This is a genomic window from Segatella oulorum F0390 (assembly GCF_000224615.1).
Lineage (GTDB): Bacteria > Bacteroidota > Bacteroidia > Bacteroidales > Bacteroidaceae > Prevotella > Prevotella oulorum.
In genome coordinates this window covers 2,597-25,083 of sequence record NZ_JH114215.1, presented here as the reverse complement: position 1 = coordinate 25,083, position 22,487 = coordinate 2,597, and the positions used below count along the sequence as shown (strand labels likewise).

15 protein-coding genes, 1 tRNA gene and 1 other RNA gene are annotated in these 22,487 nt (G+C 48.7%); 2 read left to right on the top strand and 15 right to left on the bottom strand.

Features of this window, described 5'->3' with window-relative positions:
- Positions 1–360: 360 nt before the first annotated feature.
- The 8 genes from HMPREF9431_RS00095 to HMPREF9431_RS00060 all read right to left on the bottom strand — a co-directional run bounded on the left by HMPREF9431_RS00095 (position 361) and on the right by HMPREF9431_RS00060 (position 10,558).
- A complete protein-coding gene (locus HMPREF9431_RS00095) occupies positions 361–2,028 on the bottom strand; it encodes a formate--tetrahydrofolate ligase (RefSeq protein WP_004378983.1) in 1,668 nt (555 codons plus the stop codon).
- Between the two features lie 261 nt (positions 2,029–2,289).
- On the bottom strand, positions 2,290–3,741 hold the full coding sequence (locus HMPREF9431_RS00090) for a PepSY-associated TM helix domain-containing protein (RefSeq protein WP_004378982.1): 1,452 nt from the start codon (positions 3,739–3,741) through the stop codon (positions 2,290–2,292).
- Positions 3,742–3,793: 52 nt separating this feature from the next.
- A complete protein-coding gene (locus HMPREF9431_RS00085; protein WP_004378981.1) occupies positions 3,794–4,675 on the bottom strand; it encodes a hypothetical protein in 882 nt (293 codons plus the stop codon).
- A 35-nt stretch (positions 4,676–4,710) separates the two neighbouring features.
- A complete protein-coding gene (locus HMPREF9431_RS00080; protein ID WP_004378980.1) occupies positions 4,711–5,409 on the bottom strand; it encodes an HmuY family protein in 699 nt (232 codons plus the stop codon).
- Entirely contained in the window at positions 5,406–7,760 is a 2,355-nt protein-coding gene (locus HMPREF9431_RS00075) for a TonB-dependent receptor (RefSeq protein WP_004378979.1), read from the bottom strand. The genes HMPREF9431_RS00080 and HMPREF9431_RS00075 overlap by 4 nt, the downstream gene beginning before the upstream one ends.
- An 82-nt stretch (positions 7,761–7,842) precedes the next feature.
- Complete coding sequence (locus HMPREF9431_RS00070; RefSeq protein ID WP_004378978.1) at positions 7,843–8,487, bottom strand: DUF4903 family protein; 645 nt, start codon at positions 8,485–8,487, stop codon at positions 7,843–7,845.
- Between the two features lie 81 nt (positions 8,488–8,568).
- On the bottom strand, positions 8,569–9,051 hold the full coding sequence (locus tag HMPREF9431_RS00065) for a calycin-like domain-containing protein (protein WP_155812893.1): 483 nt from the start codon (positions 9,049–9,051) through the stop codon (positions 8,569–8,571).
- A 28-nt stretch (positions 9,052–9,079) separates the two neighbouring features.
- The gene (locus tag HMPREF9431_RS00060; RefSeq protein WP_231287660.1) at positions 9,080–10,558 is read right to left on the bottom strand and encodes a leucine-rich repeat domain-containing protein; all 1,479 of its coding nucleotides are present in this window, start codon (positions 10,556–10,558) and stop codon (positions 9,080–9,082) included.
- A 393-nt stretch (positions 10,559–10,951) separates the two neighbouring features.
- Between HMPREF9431_RS00060 and ssrA the strand changes: the two genes are divergently transcribed.
- Positions 10,952–11,352: a transfer-messenger RNA gene (ssrA, locus tag HMPREF9431_RS12015) on the top strand.
- 135 nt (positions 11,353–11,487) lie between these two features.
- On the opposite strand, the gene HMPREF9431_RS00055 is transcribed toward ssrA, so the two are convergent.
- The 7 genes from HMPREF9431_RS00055 to HMPREF9431_RS00025 form a co-directional block, all read right to left on the bottom strand.
- Positions 11,488–12,096, bottom strand: coding sequence for a hypothetical protein (locus HMPREF9431_RS00055; RefSeq protein ID WP_004378974.1), 609 nt, complete (start codon positions 12,094–12,096; stop codon positions 11,488–11,490).
- A 152-nt stretch (positions 12,097–12,248) separates the two neighbouring features.
- Positions 12,249–12,321, bottom strand: a tRNA-Lys gene (locus tag HMPREF9431_RS00050).
- A 127-nt stretch (positions 12,322–12,448) separates the two neighbouring features.
- Positions 12,449–13,930, bottom strand: coding sequence for a TolB family protein (locus HMPREF9431_RS00045; protein WP_004378973.1), 1,482 nt, complete (start codon positions 13,928–13,930; stop codon positions 12,449–12,451).
- Positions 13,927–15,462 carry a DUF6057 family protein gene (locus HMPREF9431_RS00040; protein ID WP_155812892.1) on the bottom strand — a complete coding sequence of 512 codons (1,536 nt, stop codon included), beginning with the start codon at positions 15,460–15,462 and terminating at the stop codon, positions 13,927–13,929. The genes HMPREF9431_RS00045 and HMPREF9431_RS00040 overlap by 4 nt, the downstream gene beginning before the upstream one ends.
- Positions 15,463–15,957: 495 nt before the next feature.
- Positions 15,958–17,637: a RagB/SusD family nutrient uptake outer membrane protein gene (locus HMPREF9431_RS00035; RefSeq protein WP_004378971.1), complete on the bottom strand. Its 1,680-nt coding sequence runs from the start codon at positions 17,635–17,637 to the stop codon at positions 15,958–15,960.
- A 12-nt stretch (positions 17,638–17,649) separates the two neighbouring features.
- Positions 17,650–20,739: a SusC/RagA family TonB-linked outer membrane protein gene (locus HMPREF9431_RS00030; protein ID WP_004378970.1), complete on the bottom strand. Its 3,090-nt coding sequence runs from the start codon at positions 20,737–20,739 to the stop codon at positions 17,650–17,652.
- A gap of 247 nt (positions 20,740–20,986) precedes the next feature.
- On the bottom strand, positions 20,987–22,114 hold the full coding sequence (locus HMPREF9431_RS00025) for a DUF6261 family protein (protein ID WP_004378969.1): 1,128 nt from the start codon (positions 22,112–22,114) through the stop codon (positions 20,987–20,989).
- Between the two features lie 22 nt (positions 22,115–22,136).
- Here HMPREF9431_RS00025 and HMPREF9431_RS13090 point away from each other — a divergent pair.
- The coding region (locus HMPREF9431_RS13090) for a hypothetical protein (RefSeq protein WP_004378968.1) at positions 22,137–22,487 on the top strand (351 nt) is incomplete at its 3' end.

The following is a 22,487-nucleotide window of genomic DNA, read 5'->3' as shown; positions in this document are numbered from 1 at the left end:
AGGACTTTCACAGCCGAATACCCCAAAAAAGTCAACGGATGAGGACTTTCACAGCCGAATACCCCAAAAAAGTCAACGGATGAGGACTTTCACAGCCGAATACCCCGAAACGGTCACCATTTGAGGACTTTCACAGCCGAATACCCCGAAACGGTCACCATTTGAGGACTTTCACAACCGAATACCCCGAAACGGTCACCATTTGAGGACTTTCACAACCGAATACCCCGAAACGGTCACCATTTGAGGACTTTCACGGCCGAATACCCCGAAACGGTCACCATTTGAGGGCTTTCAAAAAGAGAAAAAACAAAACAAGTGGCTTTCTGATGTTGCAATCTTCAGAAAGCCACTTGCTCATTATGACAAGCCTACAATCTCACCCTCTTCAAAGTGAATGGCTTCGGCTTGCGGATGAAGCGGCAAGCCCGGCATACGCATGATGTTTCCTGCAATAGCCACAATCATTTCGGCTCCCGCATTGATTACGAAATCTTGAATGGTAATGGCAAAATCAGTCGGAACTCCACGCCTCGAGGCATCGTCACTGAAAGAATATTGCGTCTTGGCCACACACACAGGGAAGCGGTCGTAGCCCCACTGCGCTATCTGATGTGCCATGTTTAAGGCCTGCTTTGTGAACACCACACCGTCGGCACCATAGACAATCTTGGCTATCTTGCACACTTTTTCTTGCACATCGTCAGCCTCATCGTAACCATATTTCACGCCCGAAGAGGGTTGTTTGGCAATGGTTTCGGCCACCAAGCGCGCCAATTCCTCACAGCCTTTGCCGCCGCGAGCAAAGCCTTCGTTCACGGCAAAGCCAATATTCTGCGCGGCACAATGCGCTGCTACAAGCGCAAGTTCCTCAGCGGTGTCGCTCTCAAATCGGTTGAGCGTCACCACAACCGTTTGCCCCATGCGCTGCAAATTGCTCACATGGCGGTCTAAATTAGCCAACCCACGCTCCACGCAAGCCAACTGTTCGCCGGCAGGTGTGTCGATGGTGACGCCCCCATGCTCTTTCAACCCACGAATGGTGGCTACCAAAACGGTGAGTTGGGGATGGATATGCGCCTTGCGGCATTTGATATCCAAGAACTTCTCGGCGCCCAAATCAGCACCGAAACCCGCCTCTGTCACGGCATAATCGCTGAATGTCATGGCCAATTTCGTAGCCATGATGCTGTTGCAGCCATGCGCAATGTTGGCAAAAGGCCCGCCATGGATGAAAGCCGGCGTACCCTCTAACGTCTGCACCAAATTGGGTTGCAGCGCATCTTGCAACAACACGGCGATGGCACTCGCCACACCTAAATCTTTTACGCAAAAGGGCTTGTTGTCCAACGTCACACCCAGCAAGATGTTTTCAATGCGACGCTGCAAATCGTTCATGTCGGTAGCCAAACAAAGAATGGCCATCAGCTCGCTGGCAGGAGTGATGTCGAAGCCGCTCTCGCGCATCAGTCCGTTGCTCTTGCCACCCAAACCGGTGATGATGTTGCGCAGATTGCGGTCGTTCACATCCAGCACGCGCCGCCACACCACCTCTTTCAGTGCAAAGCCATCGCGGTGGTGCTGATAGAGATAATTGTCCAACAGCGCCGCAATCATGTTGTGGGCCACGGTGATGGCATGGAAATCACCCGTGAAATGCAAATTAATTTTGTGCATCGGCACCACTTGTGCATAACCGCCTCCCGTGGCACCACCCTTCATTCCGAAGCATGGCCCGAGCGAAGGTTCGCGCAAAGCCAGGGCCGATTTCATCCCCAGGCGGTTCAAAGCCATCGACAACCCCACGCTCACGGTAGTTTTACCGATGCCCGCTTTCGTGGGACTCATGGCCGTCACCAAAATCAAATGGTTTTGTTTCACGCGGTTCTCATCCACCAACGCGGCGGGAACTTTGGCGATGTGGCGCCCGTAACACTCGAGTTTCTCTGTGGGAATGCCACAGCTCCGCGCAATGTCGTTGATGTCTTTCAACCGACATTCACGCGCAATTTCAAGGTCTGTCTTCATCTGCTTTTGTTAAGAATTGGATAACGTTGTTTGTTGTTGATTGAAACATGCAGCATTGTTAAAAGCACATCACCATTGCCTTTACGCATAGCATGTGTCGCTCGCAAAGGTACAAAGATTTTGCTAAAAAACAGATGCTTTAAAAGATTATCTTCCACCCCACAATAGCGCTTCACCGTTTCTCCTACACATGCAGCGATTATGCCTGCACTTCCCCGTTTCGGTTGAGCGAAGCATAAGGTTATGCCTGCGCGACGGACGTTAAGATTGCGTTTTGCCCAGCTTGCGGAGCTTCCATCCGCTCCACAAACACCACATCACGCTTAGGCCGATGAGGAAAATATAGAACACTTGGAGCAGCGACAGGAAGGTGTAGATGCGTCCGGTGTGCACTTCTAACGCCACATTGCGTAGCGACATGGGCAGCGTTTGCATCCACTGCGGCATAGGCAGACGAGCGGTTCCCTCGTTATAATCGACCACAAGCGCTCCCACGTTGAAGTCGTTCGAATAGCCCGCCACGGCATTTTTCCCTATCGGTGGACCGGAAACGGGCTGCATGGGGCCGCCATCAAAATAGTCGGTCGCATAGCCTTGCGCACGATCCCAGCGATACATGCCGCTAAACGAGCCGATGAGCCAACGGCCTTGCGCGTCTTTCTCCTCAACATTGATGCCCATCACGCTCACAGGAGGCTGCACCGGTTCGGGCTTCGGCGTGCTCTTCAGGGTCTTCAAAGCATAGAATCCTTCCGACGAATAGAGCAACCAATCGCCCTGTGCGGCATCATATTGCAACGACCGCAGCTTGTCGTGCCACGCATTTTCGCTGTCCATGGTCGAGAAAGGCAGCGGATGCACGCGCGACGAGACGATGGCTATCAAGGCAGGTGGGCGCAACAACCAACCCGTGAAGCTCAGCAACAGCGTGCAGACAATGGAGAGCCTGCCCACGTGATTGTGCCATTGCAACAGCCAGCGCATGACTTTGGGATGCTTGTTGCGACGCATGCGCGGCAAAAAGAAATAGACAACGCCCGTCAGCGACAGGAAAATAAGCACAAAGGCGATGGCATCGACCACCAAAACGCCAACCATCCCAAAGAGTTCGCCGCTGTGCAGCAGCCACACCAAACGAAACAACGACACCCGCCCATCATAACCTTGTGGCGGTAACAAGCTGATGGGGCGGAACTGTTTGTAGGGAGGCGTGGCACAGAAGAGCATCGATCGGCTGGCAATCACGAGGCTATCGCCTTGCATACTCATATCCACCAACCGCTCATTGCCATCGTTTTGCAATGCCACCTCTTGCCAGATGCCATCGTTCTGCAACTGATAAAGCCCATATTGTCCCAGCGCAAAGAGTTGTTGTTGTGGGGTGAGACAAAGGCGTTTGATTTGCCGATAGTCAGCACCTGTGGGCAAGCCGCGGTTAAAATCTTTCAAGCCCGCGCCCGTGCTGTCGGTCATCCAAATGCCGTTGTTGCCATAGATGAGCACCTTTCCACGCCATTTCAGTGTGCCTTTCAGCAATCCGCGGTTCCATTGCATATAGCGATAGGAGGCCGGAAGCAAACTTCGGCTTACATTCACCGAAGCAAACAGTCGGGGATGGTTGAGCACCAAGCCCGACAAGGCAAACATGATGAGGAAGAAAGCGCAAATCAAGCCCAACCATTTGTGATGCTTCCGCCAAGTGGATTTTTTCATTTTGTGTTCGTTGATAACGTTAGCGTGGGGGCTGCTGTTGCCGTCTGCAAGCTCAATTAGCACGCCGAGAACGGCTCGTGACCCACAAATAGAGCCCCAAAGTTATAAAAACCAGCAGAATGATGAGCATGGGGAGCGCGTATTTCTCGGGCTGCCCCCAAAATTCTTTGAAGAAGTTGATGCGCCCAAGAATTTCTACCGGCGTCCAAAACACAATCACTGTGGCGATGGCCATACGGATGTTGGCGCCCCAAGCGGCAAGGTGCAACTGACGTTTGAGCATGAAAATCGAGCCCACCAAACAGCCCAACCCCACCAAGAACGTGACGGGATGATGGTCGCCTAAGAAGTTTTTGTCGTAGCAGAACATCAACAGCAGATAGAAAGCCCACAGCATCATGTTGACTTCCATAAAGGTAACGATGGACGTGTGGCGCGTCATCGGGCGCACAACAATTTGGTTTCTTCGTCCTCTGAACAGCACCTTTTGCAGCCAAGTGATAAACAAACAGCCGTTGCGCGTGCTGAAAACATACATCAACATCGTCATCATCCACATGCCAAACGTGGCGGGCAGGATGAGATATTCGGGTTTTGTCACCACCACACCATGCTCTATCTCGGGCTGAACACCGTAGCGCCGCGCATAATACATAAAGAGAAACTCAACCCAGCCGGTCCAAAACAGCAGACCACCAAACAAGCCCCACAGCGTTTGTCGCGTGTCGCCTCGGGCAAACACGCCGATGATAACGAGCACAAAGCCTAACAATCCGAGCAGAAAGCCGGCCACATGCACACTGCCTTCGCTCATCAATTTCTCCATTAAAATCATCGCGGCATGGGCTAAAGGCATGGCAAAAAGCACCAAGAGAAACGCCACGAGGGTTTGTTTCACATACCATTGCGAGGAGGATTCTTTTTCTTTGTTCATAATTCAAATGGTTTTAGAACAGCGTTTGCACGCTGCTATTTTAATTCATCACAATAATAACTGATTTGTCCACCCGTGTCTCCCAACTCAACATCGCCCTTAAACCAGCTGATGATTTGCAGTTTAAAATAACGCTGTCCATCAGCCGTACGCACAACATAGGTGTGAAACGAGGGCGCATAGACGGGAGGTGGTCCCGAGAAGGTGAGCGCTTGCGACAACAAGGGGTTGGCATCGGTCTTCAATGTGGCTGGCCCGCGGTTAGGGTCAAACCAAGGATTTTCGTTGAAGTCAAGATGATGGTCGATGAGATACTTGTTCCAATCGTTGCGCGAATAGGTAATCGACACCGAATGGTCGTCGACAGTCCATTGCAAACCGGCCGGTAACTGCGCCACATGTTGCCACTTATCGTAGTTGCCATAGCCCAAATCGGCCGCTCCCCCCTGCCCTTCGCCCGACGTACCGCTGTTGGTTCGAAGCCGATAACCACAGAAAGCCACATCCCAATCTAAACGATGATGTTGCTCACCCTCCTTGATATCGCTGCCAGGCATATAGCGATTAAATACCTCGCCTGTGCGCAAATTGATATACAACCAGTCGTTGCTCACACCCGTTAAATAGCCTGTGATGCGCGGAAGGGTCTTTCCATTGAAAGGTTCGGCATCATAATGCACACACGAAGCCAACACCATCGCGCAGCTCAGCCATAAATATTGTATTGCTTTCATCGCTTATGTTTTAGGGATTTCACGATTTCATCCATCAAAAACTCTACTTGAACATAGCCCCTTGCGCCACATGTTGCCGGCACGTTGAACATCGTAATACCCGAACCCAACGTGTGGGGCACATAGTTAAAGAGGTTGTCCACGCCGAGCGTTACCTTCACTTTGTTATAGAAGGTCTGCACCAGGGCCAAATTGCACAGCACATAAGTGGGCAGGGTGCAACGGAAATAGGCATCGTAACTCTTGCGGTGTTCGTCCACCCACACACGGTCTTGCACGTCAAACTGCTTCTGCCCCATGAGCGATGCACTGAAAATGGTCTTCAAACGATAGTTCTTTCGGTTCAGCGTATAGTCCAAACTTCCCGTTGCAGCGTGGGGCGATGTGGTGTTAACTTGTATGCCTTGCTGCTTACTTACATTCACATAGCTATACGTTCCGTTGAGCGTAAACCCATCGATGAAATGCCATTTGAGAATTGCTTCAACGCCCAACATGCGTTGATTGCGAAGGTTGGTGTATTCAAAGTTATACTGCATGTCGTAGATGTGCCACACGCCTTCTATCTTTTTCCGAAAGAAATTGCCATACGCATTCACATTCATAAAGAAGCGATCGGTGCTGTATTCCGTACCCACCGATACATAATGGTTTTTCTCGGGACGCAGCTCTTCATTGCCACGGATTTGAAACATGCCGAGATGATCCCAATTAAAGAACAGCTCTTTGATGCTCGGTGCCCGATAGCCCATGGAATAATTGGCACGAAAAGCCCATCGCTCATTCAGCGAGTACTTGGCTGCGAGCTTGGGCATCCACATAAAACCAAAAGCTTTTGAAAAGTTAGTGCGCACCCCCAAGGATAACATCCAATGCGTTGTGGGCGTCCATTCATCCTGCAAGAAATATTCGGTTTCGCGCAGCGCGCGTGTGGTCATCTTGCGATTGACAAAGCGGTCACTCGTTAAATCGTCGCTGGTGTGCTCTATTCCGAAGATGAAACTGTGATGATTGAAATAATTACTCGTCAGCGAGAGGCGCGGTTCTAAAATCTGACTCTTATAAACCACCTTGCGTTCGTCAATTCGTTCGTGGCGTTTAAATCGCTGATAGAAATCACCATGCAAGCTCAACTGCACCGAAAACCAATTCTTGACATCATACTTTGCTTTAAAGCCCGTCATGAAATCACGGCTCTGCGTGAAATTAAGGTCTTGAATGAGGTCGTAGGAATTCATAAAAAACAGCGTGCCATAGACCTGCATCGAGAGGTTTTTCACAGGGTCTATGTAGAATTTCTGTGCCAACGACACATGCTCGGTGCCCTCAATGCCCATAGGTGGACGTGCAACGACGCTGTTGAGAACAATATCATGCGGCAAAAACGGATTGGCTTCTTTCGTATAAACCTTTTGGTCGTGCGTGGCCTGGTAAAGATAAAACGCATCACTCGAGCTATACCAAACATCGGTTTGCGAGGTAATCGCCTTATATTTCATGCCTGCCGACACCCACGCTTGCAGGTTGGGGCGGTCGCTATTCTTCTCAAACATATAGAGAAAGTCGCGCTTAGAGGGCTGTTTGTAGTTGCGTTCGTTCATCTGTCCCCAGCGAAAGCCGGCCTGAATATCCAATGGTTTGGTCGCTTTTTTAGAAATAAGATTGATGACCGCACCCGAAGCACGACTGCCATAGAGCGTACTGCTGGCACCTTTCACAATCTCGATGCGGTCGATGGCGTGCAGGTTAAAGCGTTCGTAGTCGAGGTTGCCTGCCATATCGCCCGTCATTCGTTCACCATCTTGCAGAAAAAGCACATGCCGCGCATCCAACCCTTGCATCGAAATCTCGTTGCCAAAGCCCACCTTTTGAATGTTCATGCCGGGTGTTTCCTGCTGGAGCGCATGTTGAAGGTCGCTGTACCCTGCATCAACTAAAGCCTTTCCGCCCAATACCTGTGTGGTGATGGGCGACAGTTTCACAGGACGTTCGGTGCGTGAACCCGTCACAACCACGTCATTCAGATGCATCACATCCTCGCGTAAGGTAATCTTTACCGTCTCTTTTTGAGGCAGTTGCACCTCACCTGAAGCTGTAACATAGCCCACAGCAATAATCTGATAGTGGTAAACACCCTGTTTTTCAAGATTGAAAACAGCCTCGCCCGCAGCATCGGTCACGGCTGTATAGGCCGCCTTTGTGCTACCATTTGGAGTGAGAGAGATATAAATACCTTCCAAAGGTTGCTGCGTTCCTTGCTCTTCAACCTTGAATTTCAGTTGCTGTTGCGCCCATAACGCCATGCAACCCCAACAGAACAACAAGGTGAGAATTAGCTTTTTTCTTTTCATCTACGTTTTTTCTATGCGGAAAGAAATGCGGATAACATTTACTTAATCCGCATTTCAATGTTACAAGGCCTTGCTATGCGGGCTACAATCCATGCTCTTCTTTATATTTCTTGAGGTCTTCCTCATATTTCTTAAAGTCCTCTTCGTAGGTTTTAATACGATTTTTGTCAATGGTTTGCAGGAAACACTCTGAACGCACATTCATCATGTTGTAATTGACAATGAAGTTTATTTGATGAGTCATTACATTATAATATCCTTTCACGATACTTCCCGTTGCTTGTGATGGCACTCCCTTCGCATCTTCTCCAGAAACAGAGCCATTTTCACCATAAAACTTAATCCAACCATCTCCTTTATATTCTTCTTTTTCCCAAGAATTAAGCTGCATCGTTTTTACCGCACAGTTGAAGTTTATAATCATCCCCATCTTACCAACAGTAAAGTCTAACAGCGAGATTGTAAAGCTTTGTGGGTCTGTATTACTCCAGGTAAAGTTAAATTTTGTAGGGCATCCTGTTGGAAGTAAAGTCTTGTTAACATTACCCATAAAAGCATGTGTATTCAGGATAATATCCCCTTGAAGAAAAGATTTAGCCTCATTCACCAAATTAATGTCGGCATCGGCTCTTTTCAGTTCCTCATCTGAACTGCAAGACACTGTGAGTAAAACACACAAAAAAGAAAGAACTAACAGTGGAATTCTACGAAAATATGAATATGTCATGATTAAACCCTCGAATTGAATACTACTAAATTCGCGGTTTGCGACAATACACAGCTACGTGCAATGCCGCAAACCGTTGTCTTATCGATGTCCCTTGAAAGTAACAATTGCCTTGAAAGGAATTCCAAAATATTTTGCATTCACCGATGTAACGGTGAATGTCAACCGACCATCAGATGTGATTGTCCCAGAAAGGCTTGCGTTGAAAGAACTTTTAGTTTTAAAAAGAACAAATAATTTCAACATAATAATATTCTGCATTGACGGCATATTAAACGAACCATCTGCAGAAACACTGACATCTTTTGCTATTACCTGGATAGTTCCCGGCATTTTTCCGGCCTTGAATTCTTGAAGTTCTATGGTATAGGTATGCTCTGATGTCTTTGTTACAAATGCCTTTACAGCTTGCCCTGAGGCCTTTTCGCCATTCATATAGACGCGAGTCAGTGTGCCGGAATAAGCCACCCGGTCTCCAACATGAGCCTCATTAGCAGCGTAAACGCTATTTAATGAAACGATGCACCATAATAGCATCAACAACGAAAATATTCTTTTTTGCATGATAAGTTAATCTAAAAATTAAAACTGTTTACTTCCATTTATAGGGATTGTATTCACTCCAAACATCATAACCATCCCCAAGGTATTTATTGTATTTTGTTATAAATGCCTTTGTTTCGTCTTTTTTGTAGACATCTTCTGATAGTGTTAAACTGATTGTATTCATCTCAGACAAATCTACCAACTCATTAGCACCACCATCATAATAATACTTTAAGGTGGTAGGATAAGTTATTTTACAATTCGGTAGGCGGAGTAACATGAGGTCTTGGAGGCCTTTTACAAAGCTCAAATCAATCTGTTTCAACTTAGGCAAGTCAATAAATGCCAGATTATTTAATATTCCTTCACCAGATTTTCGAATGACCACTTCCTGTAAGTTCTTACAATCTCGCAAACCTAAAATGTTGGTGAAGAGCATATCAAAAGCCTCTGCCTTTTGGTTTCCGATTAATGTTTGTGAAAAATCTAAGCGTTGAACTGTATTGTTGTGCGTAAAGTCTAAAGCCGCTAAACTTGTTGCTTTTGTGAAATCTGATGCTGGGTCGGTATCAATGTGAGTGAGTGCTAACGCCTTGATATTCGCTCTTGGGGCGATATACGCTACGGAGCACTGGTTTGTACAATTCAAAGCAACTCCGAAAGGTTTATAGAAAGGGTTGTTGATAAAATATTCTATCCCTTCAACAGATTTCACCTTATCAATATCTTCAAACGGAATCATAACATTTAACATCACATTTTGTCCCGTTGCTTCCAATGCCATTGGCTTGCTGATATCGATAGATGTCTCGTTAACGAACAATTTACTGAATATTGTTTTAAGATATTTTCTAAAATATTCGTCAGGAATTTCTCTGATTGTGTTATAGGCTTTCAGTTGTCCTTCAGCGCCCATCATCTGCATGTCGACCTGTTTCTTCTCAGCTTTGCTCTCTGTGTAGAATGGCATCAAGTCTTCTACATTATATTTGGCCGTAGCCGGAAGATAGAGTTTTGCTAATGGTCTAAGAATGGTTGTCTTTACTTCATCATTCTCAACCTTTGTACTCACTAAGCCTTCAAAATCATAAATGTCATTATTTGTCAGGTCGACACCTGTGATTTGAGTAGGAAGTTTAGCAAAGTCGAACACGGGGCCATAGCCATTGTTGGCGAGTTTCAACTCGTGGAGATTGGGGAACACGTCAAGCCCGGTGAGGTCTTTCAACTTTGTTCCACTTAAATCAAGCGACTGGGTGTTTTGAGCTAAGTCGTTAAGTTCCAGTTGTCCCTTCTCATTAAAGGTGAACCCTTTCGCTTTCAAAACATTTACTAACTCAGCATTTTGCAATGCCTGCGAACTAAAAGATGGTGCATTGTCTTTCTCACTGCAAGAAAACAAGACCAAAGCACAAAGTGCTAAAAAGGATTTAAAAACAAATTTAAAATTCATAAGTCTAAAAGTTTTGTGCAAAAATAAAACTAATTCTAACACCATGCAATCCCCATTTTTAGTGATTTTCATAGCACTTATTAACTTCTATTACACATTTTGCGGCTTTTCTTGCACTACTCATCCTCATTTATTAGGATTTTTAGACGAGTATGGCCTAAAACTGATAACGAAAAACAATGAGAAAAAGACTCATGATTTACTCGTTTCATCAAACAGTGTCCATAGACCTTACTTCAGCATGAAAAGCACAACACTCTATAAAATGGTGGCGTTTACCACATAATATCACCCACTTTTGCAACAAAACTGATAGAAATTAGGACGCAATATAGCCCATTTTATGGAGCAGGATATACCTAAACTCGTCGCATAACAGATTCTGTGGGGCTGTTAAAAAACAAAAATCATGGCAAAAACAATTCTTTATAGAAAAATAATTGTAACTTTGCAGCACTATATCTCGGGGTTGACTGGATTTGACGGCGAGATGAAATGGTATGTAAGCACGCGGAGATTTGGTTGTTTTCTCCCTAATCAAAGCAATCAGAAAATTAATTGGCGAAAACAATTACGCTCTCGCTGCCTAATCGAAGCATAGTAGATTACTGGCTTAATTGCGTCACCAGGTGATGCAACGAGACACCGCTCCAAGGATGTTTTTCCGAATCTGAAGACTCAGCGGTGCAGGTAAATCGGAGATAGTTGAGGTTGGCCTCGCAACCTTGATGACACTTTTAGAGGATAAGTCTGTAGTTGGTGGTTCAGGTCTTGCTACAGAACGAAAACCAAAGGCTGAAATAAGCGTGTAGAAAGCGTATGATTTCCTTGTGCGGACGTGGGTTCGAATCCCACCAGCTCCACTTGATGTACTCTGGACAAGCGTTTTTATAGCTTCACAAAAGAAAGAAAATCGCCGTAACATATTAGAGTTATGGCGATTTTCTTGTTTATATATGGCTTTGCTTTGAAGCCTATATTGTCTATCTATATGGTTATTTCTAAGGTTTTGGAGGTTCAAACTTCACTGGTATTCTGAGTTTCGTCAGCGGTTCAAGATTAATTTTTTTGAAGTCAGTTAAAAAACTTGCACGGTCTTGTTTATGCTCAACCATAATAAAGGCAGCCACATTACCATATAGAATTTTAGGAGTTGGCACTAACTTTTCATAAATCTTGCGAGCATTTTGCTGCTGGAAGCACGCATCCCATCGTGAGCATACGAAAATAATTTTATCATTCATCAGAAAATAATGATTAGGATAAACATCATCTATTGACCATTCGCCACCTTCGAAAGCACATTGAAAAGCAGGCATAATAAGAAATATATCATTATTGATGGTTACCCCGTTCGACAGTATTCCTCGATCCTCATATACATAAAAACATTGCAATATGAAACTTTTCACATTTGGTTTCGTTTGAATATATTGATGTATGCGCATCAAGAAGGCCGATTTCATTTGCGTTGTATCTACCCGATGGAGGCTGTCTAAGAGGCTTTTCTGTGCAGAATGCAACTGAGCTATTCCTTGACAGTTCACACCAAAAAGAACGATACAAATTGTCGTCAAAGAAATAAAAAGTATCTTTTTAAACTGCTTCATACGCTTAAGGAATTGATTTTGCCACAAAGATAGCTACATTTGCTTATAAAACAAAGGAAACACAACGATACTTCAACTTCTACTAAGCCATTATACAGACTTAAATCCCCTTTGTTAACAAAAAAGGGATACATCCTCTGTACCCCTTTTTGTGACTCGCATGGGGCTCGAACCCATGACCCCAACATTAAAAGTGTTGTGCTCTACCAACTGAGCTAGCGAGTCAATCAACGCCAAATGCCTTGCATTTTAAGCGAGTGCAAAGGTAAGTATCTTTTTAGAAACTGCAAAGGACGCACAACAGAAAAAGTAATTGATTAAAATTCTTTAACTTTAAGATATTAAGTGTGGATTACTTGTCTGAATGGACGACGGTGAGAGGCGTTGCATCGGTTGGGATAGCGCGAAGGAATTGCCGGCCGGCCTTTAAGGGAGTGATGATGAGTTCGGGGCGATTGTACGTTTTAAGGAAGCTGTCATAGAAGCGAGGAGCCTTTTGGGGCAGCACAAACGGTTTGGTAGCTTGGCCCGTTTTGCTATCGAAATGCGTAAACCACGGCTGTGCCCATCCACCATTTAGGCGTTTACTGCTCAGGACCATCCATTTTCCTGAAGCGGAAAACCCGTGCCAACTATCCACATTGGGGCTGTTCACGGCCTTTAGTTCACGACATTCTCCCGTCCGAACATTCAACATCCACAAATCGCTTTCGGGATGCCAAATGGAGAAGTTGCCATAATCAGACAAGGTGAAAACCACGAAATTGCCATCGGGTGAAACGACGGGAAAGGAGGCAGAACGATGGAATTTTGATGCAGGATAGACGGTTTCAACGCTTCCAAACTTCATTTTCTGCGCATCAAACGTCACACGGCAGAGGTCATAGCGTATGCTGTCGAGCGCCAAACGCGATTGCGGCATACGTGCCCGACAGAAATAAAGCTGTCGACCATTCGGAGCCCATGCAGGAAATGTCTCGGCATGCGTGGGAAGACCAATAGCGGAAAAGGTTTGCACACGATGATGCTCCACGTCGTAGACCACTAAGTCGGCAGCTAAATCGGCCACTTCGATGGTTTTCTTGCCTACCGAATGGAAGAATTGCTGAATTTCATTGGTTGAGAACGCGATGAGTTTCCCATTAGGATGCCAGGCCGGATAAGTCAGGCCGTTGGGCAACGCATCAGCCTTCGACGCCACCTTTTCCACACGACCATGACGATAGATTAACGTCCCGCCATCCTTTCCGCGCACATGCAACATGGCCTGTTGCGCATCGTTATGATTAAACGAATGGCAGTTGACACACTGCCGATTAAAATCTTTGTTTTCAACAATGGGTGTTTGCTCAAAAGACGTGAGATTACGCTGATAGATGCCCATTTCATGCCACAATTCGTAGCCCGGATAAATGAGGCGATACACCAAAAATGAATCGATGGCATCACGCGAAACACGGTTCGTTATGGACGGATAAACCACCCATTTGCCTGCCTCCTTCACGCTGATGCGAAAGAAAATGGCTTGCCCGGCAGCCGTTTTCAGCAGTTGGTGCCAAGCAGTTTCGTCGATTTCTACTGTGGGTTGAGCCGATTGCACCAAAATCTCGGCATCACGTCCGACGATGCCAATCTCGGTTTGGTAGGCCTCTCCCTTGTGCAAAATTTCAAAATTCGTGGGCGCAATATTCCACGGAAGCGCCACGTTGGTATAGTCGGGATAGATGGACAACTTGCGTTTGGCGCGCACATCGGGCTGGTGATAGCGCGAGCCACAACTTGTGCCGAGCAACAGCATCGACAAGAAGAGAAGAAAAGAAAAGAGCTTTTTCATAACTGCTTAATTCCATTTTGATGCGCCTCCTGTGACTCCTCAATCACTTGATGACCATAGGGGCTGAGATAATTCAAATAATACCAATAGGTGCGGCCAAACTCCTGCTGCAACAACGGCTGATTGCCCTGCTCGGTGAGCTGCATGTAGCGGGCGAAACGGGCGCGCGTATCGGGCGAAACGGTGAAGCCGCACCGCGCAAACGTGGCCTTATCCACACCCATTTGATAGATGAGCAGCGCCTCTTCGTAGCAAGACGGCAGCGCAGCCACATGAAACGCACGAATGCGAGGCAGCTGTTGCGCAAACAAACTGACATGATTGCTCAGCAGCAGCTGTGCCATGAGATAATCGAACGCCATGCGATTGTGCGGATCGTGCTGCAAAAGATATTGCAACTCTGGCCCCAAATTCTGCACATTGGTGAAGCGCACACCCTCGCGGTCTGCCCCCCGCAAAGCATCACGAAGATGGGGAACGCGTCCTGCTCGGAGCTGCTGTTCAAGCTGCTTTGCCTGCCCGCGATAGAACAACGTGTGCTTGAGTTGCTCGATAAAGACCTGCGCCACCCGCGGCTTGCCCAGCACAATGTTATAACGAGCCAAGTTCACCAGATGGGGCGCCGTTGGCCCATCCACCACCAACGCCTCGGTTTCCCAATGGAGCGCCTCGTTGAGCAACCCCAACTGCTCGAACAGCATGCCGCCAAACTCGGCTTCGGCCGCATTGCCCCGCCAAGGAAAATAGAGCGTTTGCACCCCCAACGAAGCCGGATAATCGAACAGCCGCGCCGGCAACTGCCCTGCATGATAGAGCGCCATGGTGTGAAAATAGGCGATGAGCGGATTGGTTTTGCCCGCATCAAGATAGCGCTGCGTGTAGCGAAGCACCGCAGGCCAATCACCTTGTCGTGCATGAAAAACGGTTTGCAACAAGATGCCTTCTTTAGCCGGATAATGCTTCACAAAGCCCACATAGCCCGCGCCCAACGCCGTCATCCCCGTAAGCAGTAGGCTGATGGCTTGTGCCTTCGTTGACCAAGGCTTTTGAATGCTGAGCAGGGGTAGCCACGAGGTGAATCGAGAGAGCAATGCCACCACCAACCAGCCCACCCCAATCAGCACCACGCTCAGCACCACCCAGCACAAATCGTGGGCTGTGGTTTCGGTGTAGATGAGCAGCAACAACACCGGCACGAGCCCCAAGCACAGCGGCAGCGCACGCCCAAAGAGCAAGCGTTTGAGCATGCCCTCCACACCAACGAAGATGAGGGTGAGCAGAACGGCCATCACCATTGCGCCCAACCACGGATGGAAGAAAAACTGCACAACGAAGTTGGTGGCATAGCGCAGCAGCCCCTCTTCGGCCAACATTTGCCGAAAATAGTCGGCTGTGAATCGAAACAGGTGGTGTTGCTCGTGATAGCGGAGCACATTGGCCAAAGGCACGAGATAGGCATAGCCCGTGGCCAAGAAAACAATTAGCGTGGTCAGCGAGCGAATTGCCGAGAGAGAAGTAAGCTTTTTGTTCATTCTATTTTGCGTTTGCGGAATTTCCCGACGCCCTATTTTTTGATTTTTTGGCCCTGCGGAATTTCCCGACGGCCAACTTTTTGATTTTTTGGCCCTGCGGAATTTCCCGACGGCCAACTTTTTAATTTTTCGGGCTCCGGAATTTCCCGACGGCCTATTTTTTGATTTTTTGCCCTTGCTGGAGTTCCAGCAGCCCATCTTTTTGATTTTTCGGGCTTGCTGGAGTTCCAGCAGACCTGTTTTTTAAATTTTTAGCCTTGCTGGAGTTCCAGCAGCCCTGTTTTTTTCATTTTTAGCCTTGCTGGAGTTCCAGCAAACCCATTTTTTAATTTTTCAAGCTTGCTGGAGTTCCAGCAGACCCATTTTTTTCATTTTTGGCCTTGCTGGAGTTCCAGCAACCCTGTTTTTATAGAAAGAAAGGAGGGGCGCCGCCATGTGCGCCCCCGTCAGCCGCAGCGAGAGACAACTATCACCATACTGCGGCCAAAAGCCTTTTTACTGCGGATAGCCCGGGTTCTGCGTGAGCTTTTTATTCAAGTCGCGCTCCTTCTGCGGAATGGGATAGAGCACATTGTGAGCCTCATAATGCCCATCGCGCACCTTGATGCGCACGGCGTTCGGGTCGCTTGAATAGAGGTCGCACACGCGGTTGTTGTCGCCAGGCTTCGCCGTCTCGCTTCCGTGTGGAGCGCGCAACAAGTAGGTCAGCCCATAAACGGGCGCATTCAACACCTGAGCGGCAATGCCCCAACGACGAATGTCCCACTGGCGATGGCCGCCCTCAAGGGCAAACTCCACGCGCCACTCGTTATGAATGCGCTCGCGCAAAGCGGCCTGCGTGCCACAATAGGTGGGCAAAGCGGGGTTGGTGTTTTGCAAATCGGGCATGCCTACACGCCGCCTCACTTGGTTCACAGCATCGAAAGCCGATGCCGACAGGGGCGACAGCTCGTTTTCGGCCTCGGCATAGGTGAGCAACACCTCGGCATAGCGCAAAATTTTGTAATCACCGCCCATGTGCCAGCCGTCGGTTTGCGGATTACACGTGGGGTCGAGCCATTTTTGCTGGTTGTAACCGGTGGCCGTAGCGTCGCCGTGGGTGCCGATGCCCGTGGGATAGCACGACTGCAAGGGTGCCACTTTGAGCGTCTTTCCATACATGGTTTCGCCATCGTGGAGCACCACCACCTCTAAACGTGGGTCGCGGTTGGCAAAGGGGTTGGCGGCATTGTAGACGGTAGATTGCGCGATAGGTGCTCCGTTGACATCTTCGAAAGCATCGACCAAGCTCTGCGTGGGGTTGAGTCCGCCCCACCCCATCGTCGGGAATGCCTCCCAACCAATGAGATACCAGTCATTCTTATTGGCCACAAACTGACGTTTCAAGATAGTTTCTTTGCAATTCACATCGGTTTCGCTCCAAAACAACTTCTTGTAATTGCCCGTGTTGTGCGCGTCGTAAAGTTCGTAGATGTTCATGTCCATCACGGCCTTTGCGGCATCGCGTGCCCGTTGCCAATCGTTCTGACTCAGTGCAGCTCGCGCCTTCATGGCCAACGCTCCGCCCTTGGTGATGCGGGCATCGTCGACGCCAGTCCATGATGCCGGCAGATTGGCTGCGGCATAATCGAAGTCGTCCATCAGATGGCTGTAGACCTCGGGCTTGGGATTGCGCACAATATTCTCCTGGTCGGAGAGCTCTAAGGGCGAGTCGGTGTAGGGCACATCGCCAAACTGACGAATGAGCTGAAAATACTGATAAGCACGGAAGAAGCGGGCCTGCGCCATGACGGTTTTCTTCTCGGCATCCGTCATCGCCACCGTCCCGGGCACTTTCTTCAAGATGATATTGGCCTGGCGAATGGTGCCATAGTTGGTGCGCCAATCAAAATCCTGAGGGTCATAGATGCCTTTGGCCAAATTGCCTTCCGACCACTTGATGCCATGCACGGCGTCGTCTGAATTGATCGCCTCATCCACCAAACCAATAATGCCGTTGCCGTCCCACTCGGGATAGCAGGTGTACAAATCGTTCACCGCCTTCGTGGCATCCTCGTTGGACTTCCAATAGCTGCCATCCGAGAGTTGGTCGAGCGGAATCTTATCTAAATCATTGCAGGAGGTCAGTGCTGCAAACGCCACCAACAACCCCATATATTTTGCTATATTCTGCATAAGAATTACGTGTTAAAATGAAACTTTCAAGCCTAAAGTAAACTTCTTCACATTCGAATAGAAGGCGCCACGATTATCAGAAGGTGCCTCTGGGTCTAAGCCTTCGAGATGGCTAAAGGTGAGCAGATTTTCGCCTGTAAGGAACACATGTGCACCCGTCACGCCCCATTTAGAGAGGAAAGCACGAGGAATGGTGTAACCCAACGTGACATTCTTCAGACGAACATACGAAGCATCTTGCAACCAGAACGAAGACGTGGAGAAGTTGATTTGGCTGTTGCGTGTGATGCGCGGATAGGTGGCATCGTGGTGGGTGGGCGTCCATCGGTCGAGATGACGCTTCAACACCTTGCCACTGTTGAAGAAAGCATAGGATGCTTCGCCCTTGAAATAGGCGTCGACATCGAAAGCACCCTGCCACAACATGGAGAAATCGAAATCCTTGTAGTAAACAGCCAGATTGAGTCCGCCCGTCCAGCTTGGGAAGTTCTTGCCAATAGGCTTGCGGTCGGCCGCGGTAATCTTATTGTCACCATCGAAATCTTTGTAGCGAATGTCGCCCAACTTCTCTGCTCCGGTACGCTTTGGTCCATTGTCGAGCTCAGCTTGCGTGTTGAAGAAACCATCAGCCACATAGCCATAGAACGTGCCAATCGCTTGTCCTTCTATAAACCAATAAAGCTTGTTGTCGGGGTTTTCGCCGTCGGTTCCTTTCAAATCCGTAATCTTGTTGTGCACATACGACAGGTTCAGGTTCACGGCATAGCGCAAATCCTTCCCCAAACGATAGTTGTGGAACACATTCAAATCGAAGCCCGTATTGCGCACGCTTCCGGCATTCTGTGCGGGTGGATTCACGCCAATCACACCTTGGATAGGGAGCTTCAACAACATGTTGTCGGTGTTCTTCTGATAAAGCGACAACTCAAAACCAACTTGATTGTCAAAGAACGATGCATCCAATCCCAACTCATAGTTGGTGACCGTGGCCCAGCGCAATTTGTTGTTCACATAGCGCGCCTCATAGGTTGTGGTGGTCTCGGTATCGCCTAACACGGCTTTGCCAAAAGCATAAGTAGCTACAGCCGGATAAGTTTCGTTGATTTCCTCATTACCGGTTTTTCCCCAACCCAAACGAAGTTTCAAGTTACTCAACCAAGTGGCTTGCCGCTTGAGGAAGGCTTCTTCGGACAAACGCCACGCTGCAGACACAGCCGGGAAATAACCCCAACGATTATCCTTGGGGAAAAGCGAGGAAGCATCGGCGCGCAGATTGAACTCAAACAAATATTTGTCTGCAAAATCATACTGCAAACGACCGAAATAAGACCGTCGTGCCAGCTCTGATCCACCATCATCATTAGTTTGGCTCTTTGCATCCAACGTGTTCAGCGAACAGGGTAGTTCGTCGCTTCCGCCACCCTTACGCTTGGTTTTGGTGTAGCTATAAGGATTGTTCACCTGCTCACAGCCCAACAAAGCGTTCAGCGTGTGCAACTTTGCAAACGTCTTGGTGTAGTTGGCCAAGAGCTGTGTCGTGTACCAATTCCAATTATAATAGTTATGCTCGCCCTCCCGATCACCCGAGTTTGCTAAGCTGCTGGAATTACCATAAACCAAGTGCTTCTTAAACCTGCGATAATCGCGCGCATCGTGACGCAGATTGTAAAGCGCCTTTAAACTCAATCCGGCCAAAGGACGCACCTCAGCATAAACCGTTCCAAAGAACTGTGTATCGTAGATTTTCGTTAAGCCCGTAGCCGTTCCGCGCAGTGCAACCGGATTGGCTAAGCCACTATAATTGAAACCGCCATCTTCATTATAGATGGGGATGGTGGGTGCAATGCGGTTGACATATTGAACGAGTGCTGCCGACGACTCATAAGCATCGTCGGTGATGCCACGATAGGCTGATGCGCTCAACCCGATAGACAGCCACTTCGTCACGCGCGAATCAAGATTGAGACGTCCCGTGAAACGCTTATATTTGCGCGCATCCGTCAAACCGGCCTGATTGACAAAACCAACCGAGCCCATATAGGTTGTGGTCTGCGTTCCGCCACTCAACGACAGATTATGCTGCGTCTCCCAAGCCGAACGCTTAAAGGTCTCGCGATACCAATCCGTGTCCGGATGACCGAAGGGATCGCTGCCATCGCGGAACTTCCGAATATCCTCATCGCTATAACGCACGCGCTCGCTGGGATTTTCATTCCGCGTCGCCTCGTTATACAGCATGGCATAGTCGGCAGAGCCCAAGAACTTCAAATGGGTTGTGGGGCTGGCATTCGAAACCATACCCGTGTAATCGACCCTCGTCTTCTGTCCCGCCTTACCTCGCTTCGTCGTAATCAAAATAACGCCATTGGCTGCCTGCACACCATAGATGGCTGCCGATGCCGCATCTTTCAACACCGAAAGCGACTCGATGTCTTGTGGATCAATGTTGTTCATCGAACCGGGCACACCGTCGACAATCACCAAAGGACTGGCCGCATTGATGGTGTTGCGACCGCGAATGGTGATGCTGCCCGTTTGCGCGCCAGGCTCACCCGAACGCTGAATGCTCGTCACGCCCGGCATCGTTCCGGCCAAAGCAGCCGACACGCTCGACACGGGGCGGTTGGCCAAAGCCTCGGCATTGATAGAGGCAACAGCCCCCGTCAGGTTGGCTTTCTTTTGCACACCGTAACCCACGACAACCACTTCATTGAGCGATTGCTGGTCCTCGCGCAACGTCACGTTATAAGTCGACGTGCCCTCTTTCACCTTAAACACTTGAGCAGTAAATCCCACAAACGACACCTGAATGGTCGTTCCTGCAGGGACATTGAGTTTGAAGTGACCCTTTGCATCGGTAATCGTTCCCACGCCCAACTGATTTAAATCGGTGATGGAGGCACCTATAATCGGCTCACCATCGGGGTCGGTTACCACACCTGTAATCACTTTGTTCTGTGCAACGACCGCTGCCACGCTTGCCGCCCGAACGGACTGTGGCGCAACGAAAGGCACGAACACTACTAAACCGGCGGCTGCTAACGACAAGACTCTTGCTTGCGAGCAACCCAATAATAAACGCTTACGCTTTATTGAAGCCATATTAGAGGAGGTTTGATAAATTGGTTTTGTTAGATAATATTTTCACAAAAGTCTATAAAAAGGCTTTTATGTTTGCAAATATAGAAAGTTTCAATAGATTACGCTGCGCAAAAACGTTAAATAACCCTAATCATTGTAGCAACCCGTCACCGGCGTCCCATCGGAACATGCGCTAAAAGCAAATGGAGCGACCTTCACAGGCTGCTCCATTTTTCATAAGTTGTTTACACAATACAAAATAAAAATATCATTTCTTCGGTGTCACGATGGCACCGCCTTGTCCGCCGCCGGGATTACTGCCTTCGGGCGTTTGCGGCTTGCCTGCGCCGGGCGTTTGCGGTTTGCCGCCACCCTGCTCCTTGGGTTTCTTGGGCTTCGACGGTTCCTTTGTTTTCGCCACCGAGCCCACCTTGCGTTTCGTCGCCACCAGCGCACCATTCTTCACCTCGACCCACATCAGTTCGTCGCGGCCGGCGATGGACAGACCATAGACTTTTACGCGATTCGGCCGACGCACTTCGCCCGAGAAGCTCACCTTGTCGGGCGACAACCCTAAGGTTTCGGCAAATGCAGCCAGCAACGGAGTCACCAGCTCGGTGTCTTGCTCCAACTCCTTGGCCCGGGCACTTTGGCCGGCAGCCACCCGCGTGCGATGGGTGGATAGTTCTTCGCGCTGCACCTTGTCCAGCTCGCCGCTGAGCTTTGTCATGGCCGTGCGATCGCCCTTCGCGTCGGGGAAGATGTAGGCAGCTTCAATCGTGCGGCACACCAGTTCGAACACCACGTTGGTCTTCGCGATAGCAGCCTTGCCCGTACCCAGATTGGTTGCCACAGCCTCGTCCACGCGCTCGCCGGCTACCTTGTCAAATTCCTTTTGCACATTTTTCAGTTCGTCGACCAACTCAGTCAAGCCCAGCGTAGCCAGCTCGGCCGTGCATTTCTCGGCATCCTTCAGCAGACCATGGATGTGGGCGCTCTCGGCCGAATAGGATTCGCGCTGGATGCCTTGATACATGCGCAAATTGAAGTAAACCGTCTTGGCGGCCGCGCCACGTGCCGCGATGGGCGATGCCAACTGCGACTGCGCGGTGCCGATAATGCCGCCGACCAAGTTGTCGCGTTTGCCGTCCAACTCGAGCAACTTTTCCGTGTGCTCCGATGCCGCGTTGGCTTTGTTAATCTCCACCTCCACGTCGATGCAGGCCTTCCAGCGCTTCAACAGGTCGTCGCTCAAGCGCAATTTCTCTTTGTCGACGGCAGCGACAAAATCATAGCAACGTTTTTGGTAACTCAAATGCAACGCCTTATCGAAGTTCGTTGCAGCAACACGATTAATCACCAGATAGTCGGTTGTTTTAGTTTCACTTTTTTTCATTGGTGTTTGTTATTTAAAAATGATGTTGGCAAATGTAGGAAAAAATGCGCAGACAGAAAAATTTTGGGAGCATGAAATGTTCGAAACCTGCTGTGGAAACCTATTTTTTTATTGGAACGACCCTCCGATGCAGAAAAAATCCATTATTTTGGGACATGCAACCCTGCGGCGCAGAAAAAATCCATTATTTTGGGACTTGCAACCCTGCAGCGCAGAAAAAATCCATTATTTTGGGACATGCAACCCTGCAGCGCAGAAAAAATCCATTATTTTGGGACATGCAACCCTGCAGCGCAGAAAAAATCCATTATTTGGGACATGCAACCCTGCGGCGCAGAAAAAATCCATTATTTTGGGACATGCAACCCTGCAG

Bases quoted from the DNA above. Each gene is read 5' to 3' on its own strand.
- HMPREF9431_RS00095 (WP_004378983.1), bottom strand. From the start codon at position 2,028: ATGAAGACAGACCTTGAAATTGCGCGTGAATGTCGGTTGAAAGACATC.
- HMPREF9431_RS00090 (WP_004378982.1), bottom strand. From the start codon at position 3,741: ATGAAAAAATCCACTTGGCGGAAGCATCACAAATGGTTGGGCTTGATT.
- HMPREF9431_RS00085 (WP_004378981.1), bottom strand. From the start codon at position 4,675: ATGAACAAAGAAAAAGAATCCTCCTCGCAATGGTATGTGAAACAAACC.
- HMPREF9431_RS00080 (WP_004378980.1), bottom strand. From the start codon at position 5,409: ATGAAAGCAATACAATATTTATGGCTGAGCTGCGCGATGGTGTTGGCT.
- HMPREF9431_RS00075 (WP_004378979.1), bottom strand. From the start codon at position 7,760: ATGAAAAGAAAAAAGCTAATTCTCACCTTGTTGTTCTGTTGGGGTTGC.
- HMPREF9431_RS00070 (WP_004378978.1), bottom strand. From the start codon at position 8,487: ATGACATATTCATATTTTCGTAGAATTCCACTGTTAGTTCTTTCTTTT.
- HMPREF9431_RS00065 (WP_155812893.1), bottom strand. From the start codon at position 9,051: ATGCAAAAAAGAATATTTTCGTTGTTGATGCTATTATGGTGCATCGTT.
- HMPREF9431_RS00060 (WP_231287660.1), bottom strand. From the start codon at position 10,558: ATGAAAATCACTAAAAATGGGGATTGCATGGTGTTAGAATTAGTTTTA.
- HMPREF9431_RS00055 (WP_004378974.1), bottom strand. From the start codon at position 12,096: ATGAAGCAGTTTAAAAAGATACTTTTTATTTCTTTGACGACAATTTGT.
- HMPREF9431_RS00045 (WP_004378973.1), bottom strand. From the start codon at position 13,930: ATGAAAAAGCTCTTTTCTTTTCTTCTCTTCTTGTCGATGCTGTTGCTC.
- HMPREF9431_RS00040 (WP_155812892.1), bottom strand. From the start codon at position 15,462: ATGAACAAAAAGCTTACTTCTCTCTCGGCAATTCGCTCGCTGACCACG.
- HMPREF9431_RS00035 (WP_004378971.1), bottom strand. From the start codon at position 17,637: ATGCAGAATATAGCAAAATATATGGGGTTGTTGGTGGCGTTTGCAGCA.
- HMPREF9431_RS00030 (WP_004378970.1), bottom strand. From the start codon at position 20,739: ATGGCTTCAATAAAGCGTAAGCGTTTATTATTGGGTTGCTCGCAAGCA.
- HMPREF9431_RS00025 (WP_004378969.1), bottom strand. From the start codon at position 22,114: ATGAAAAAAAGTGAAACTAAAACAACCGACTATCTGGTGATTAATCGT.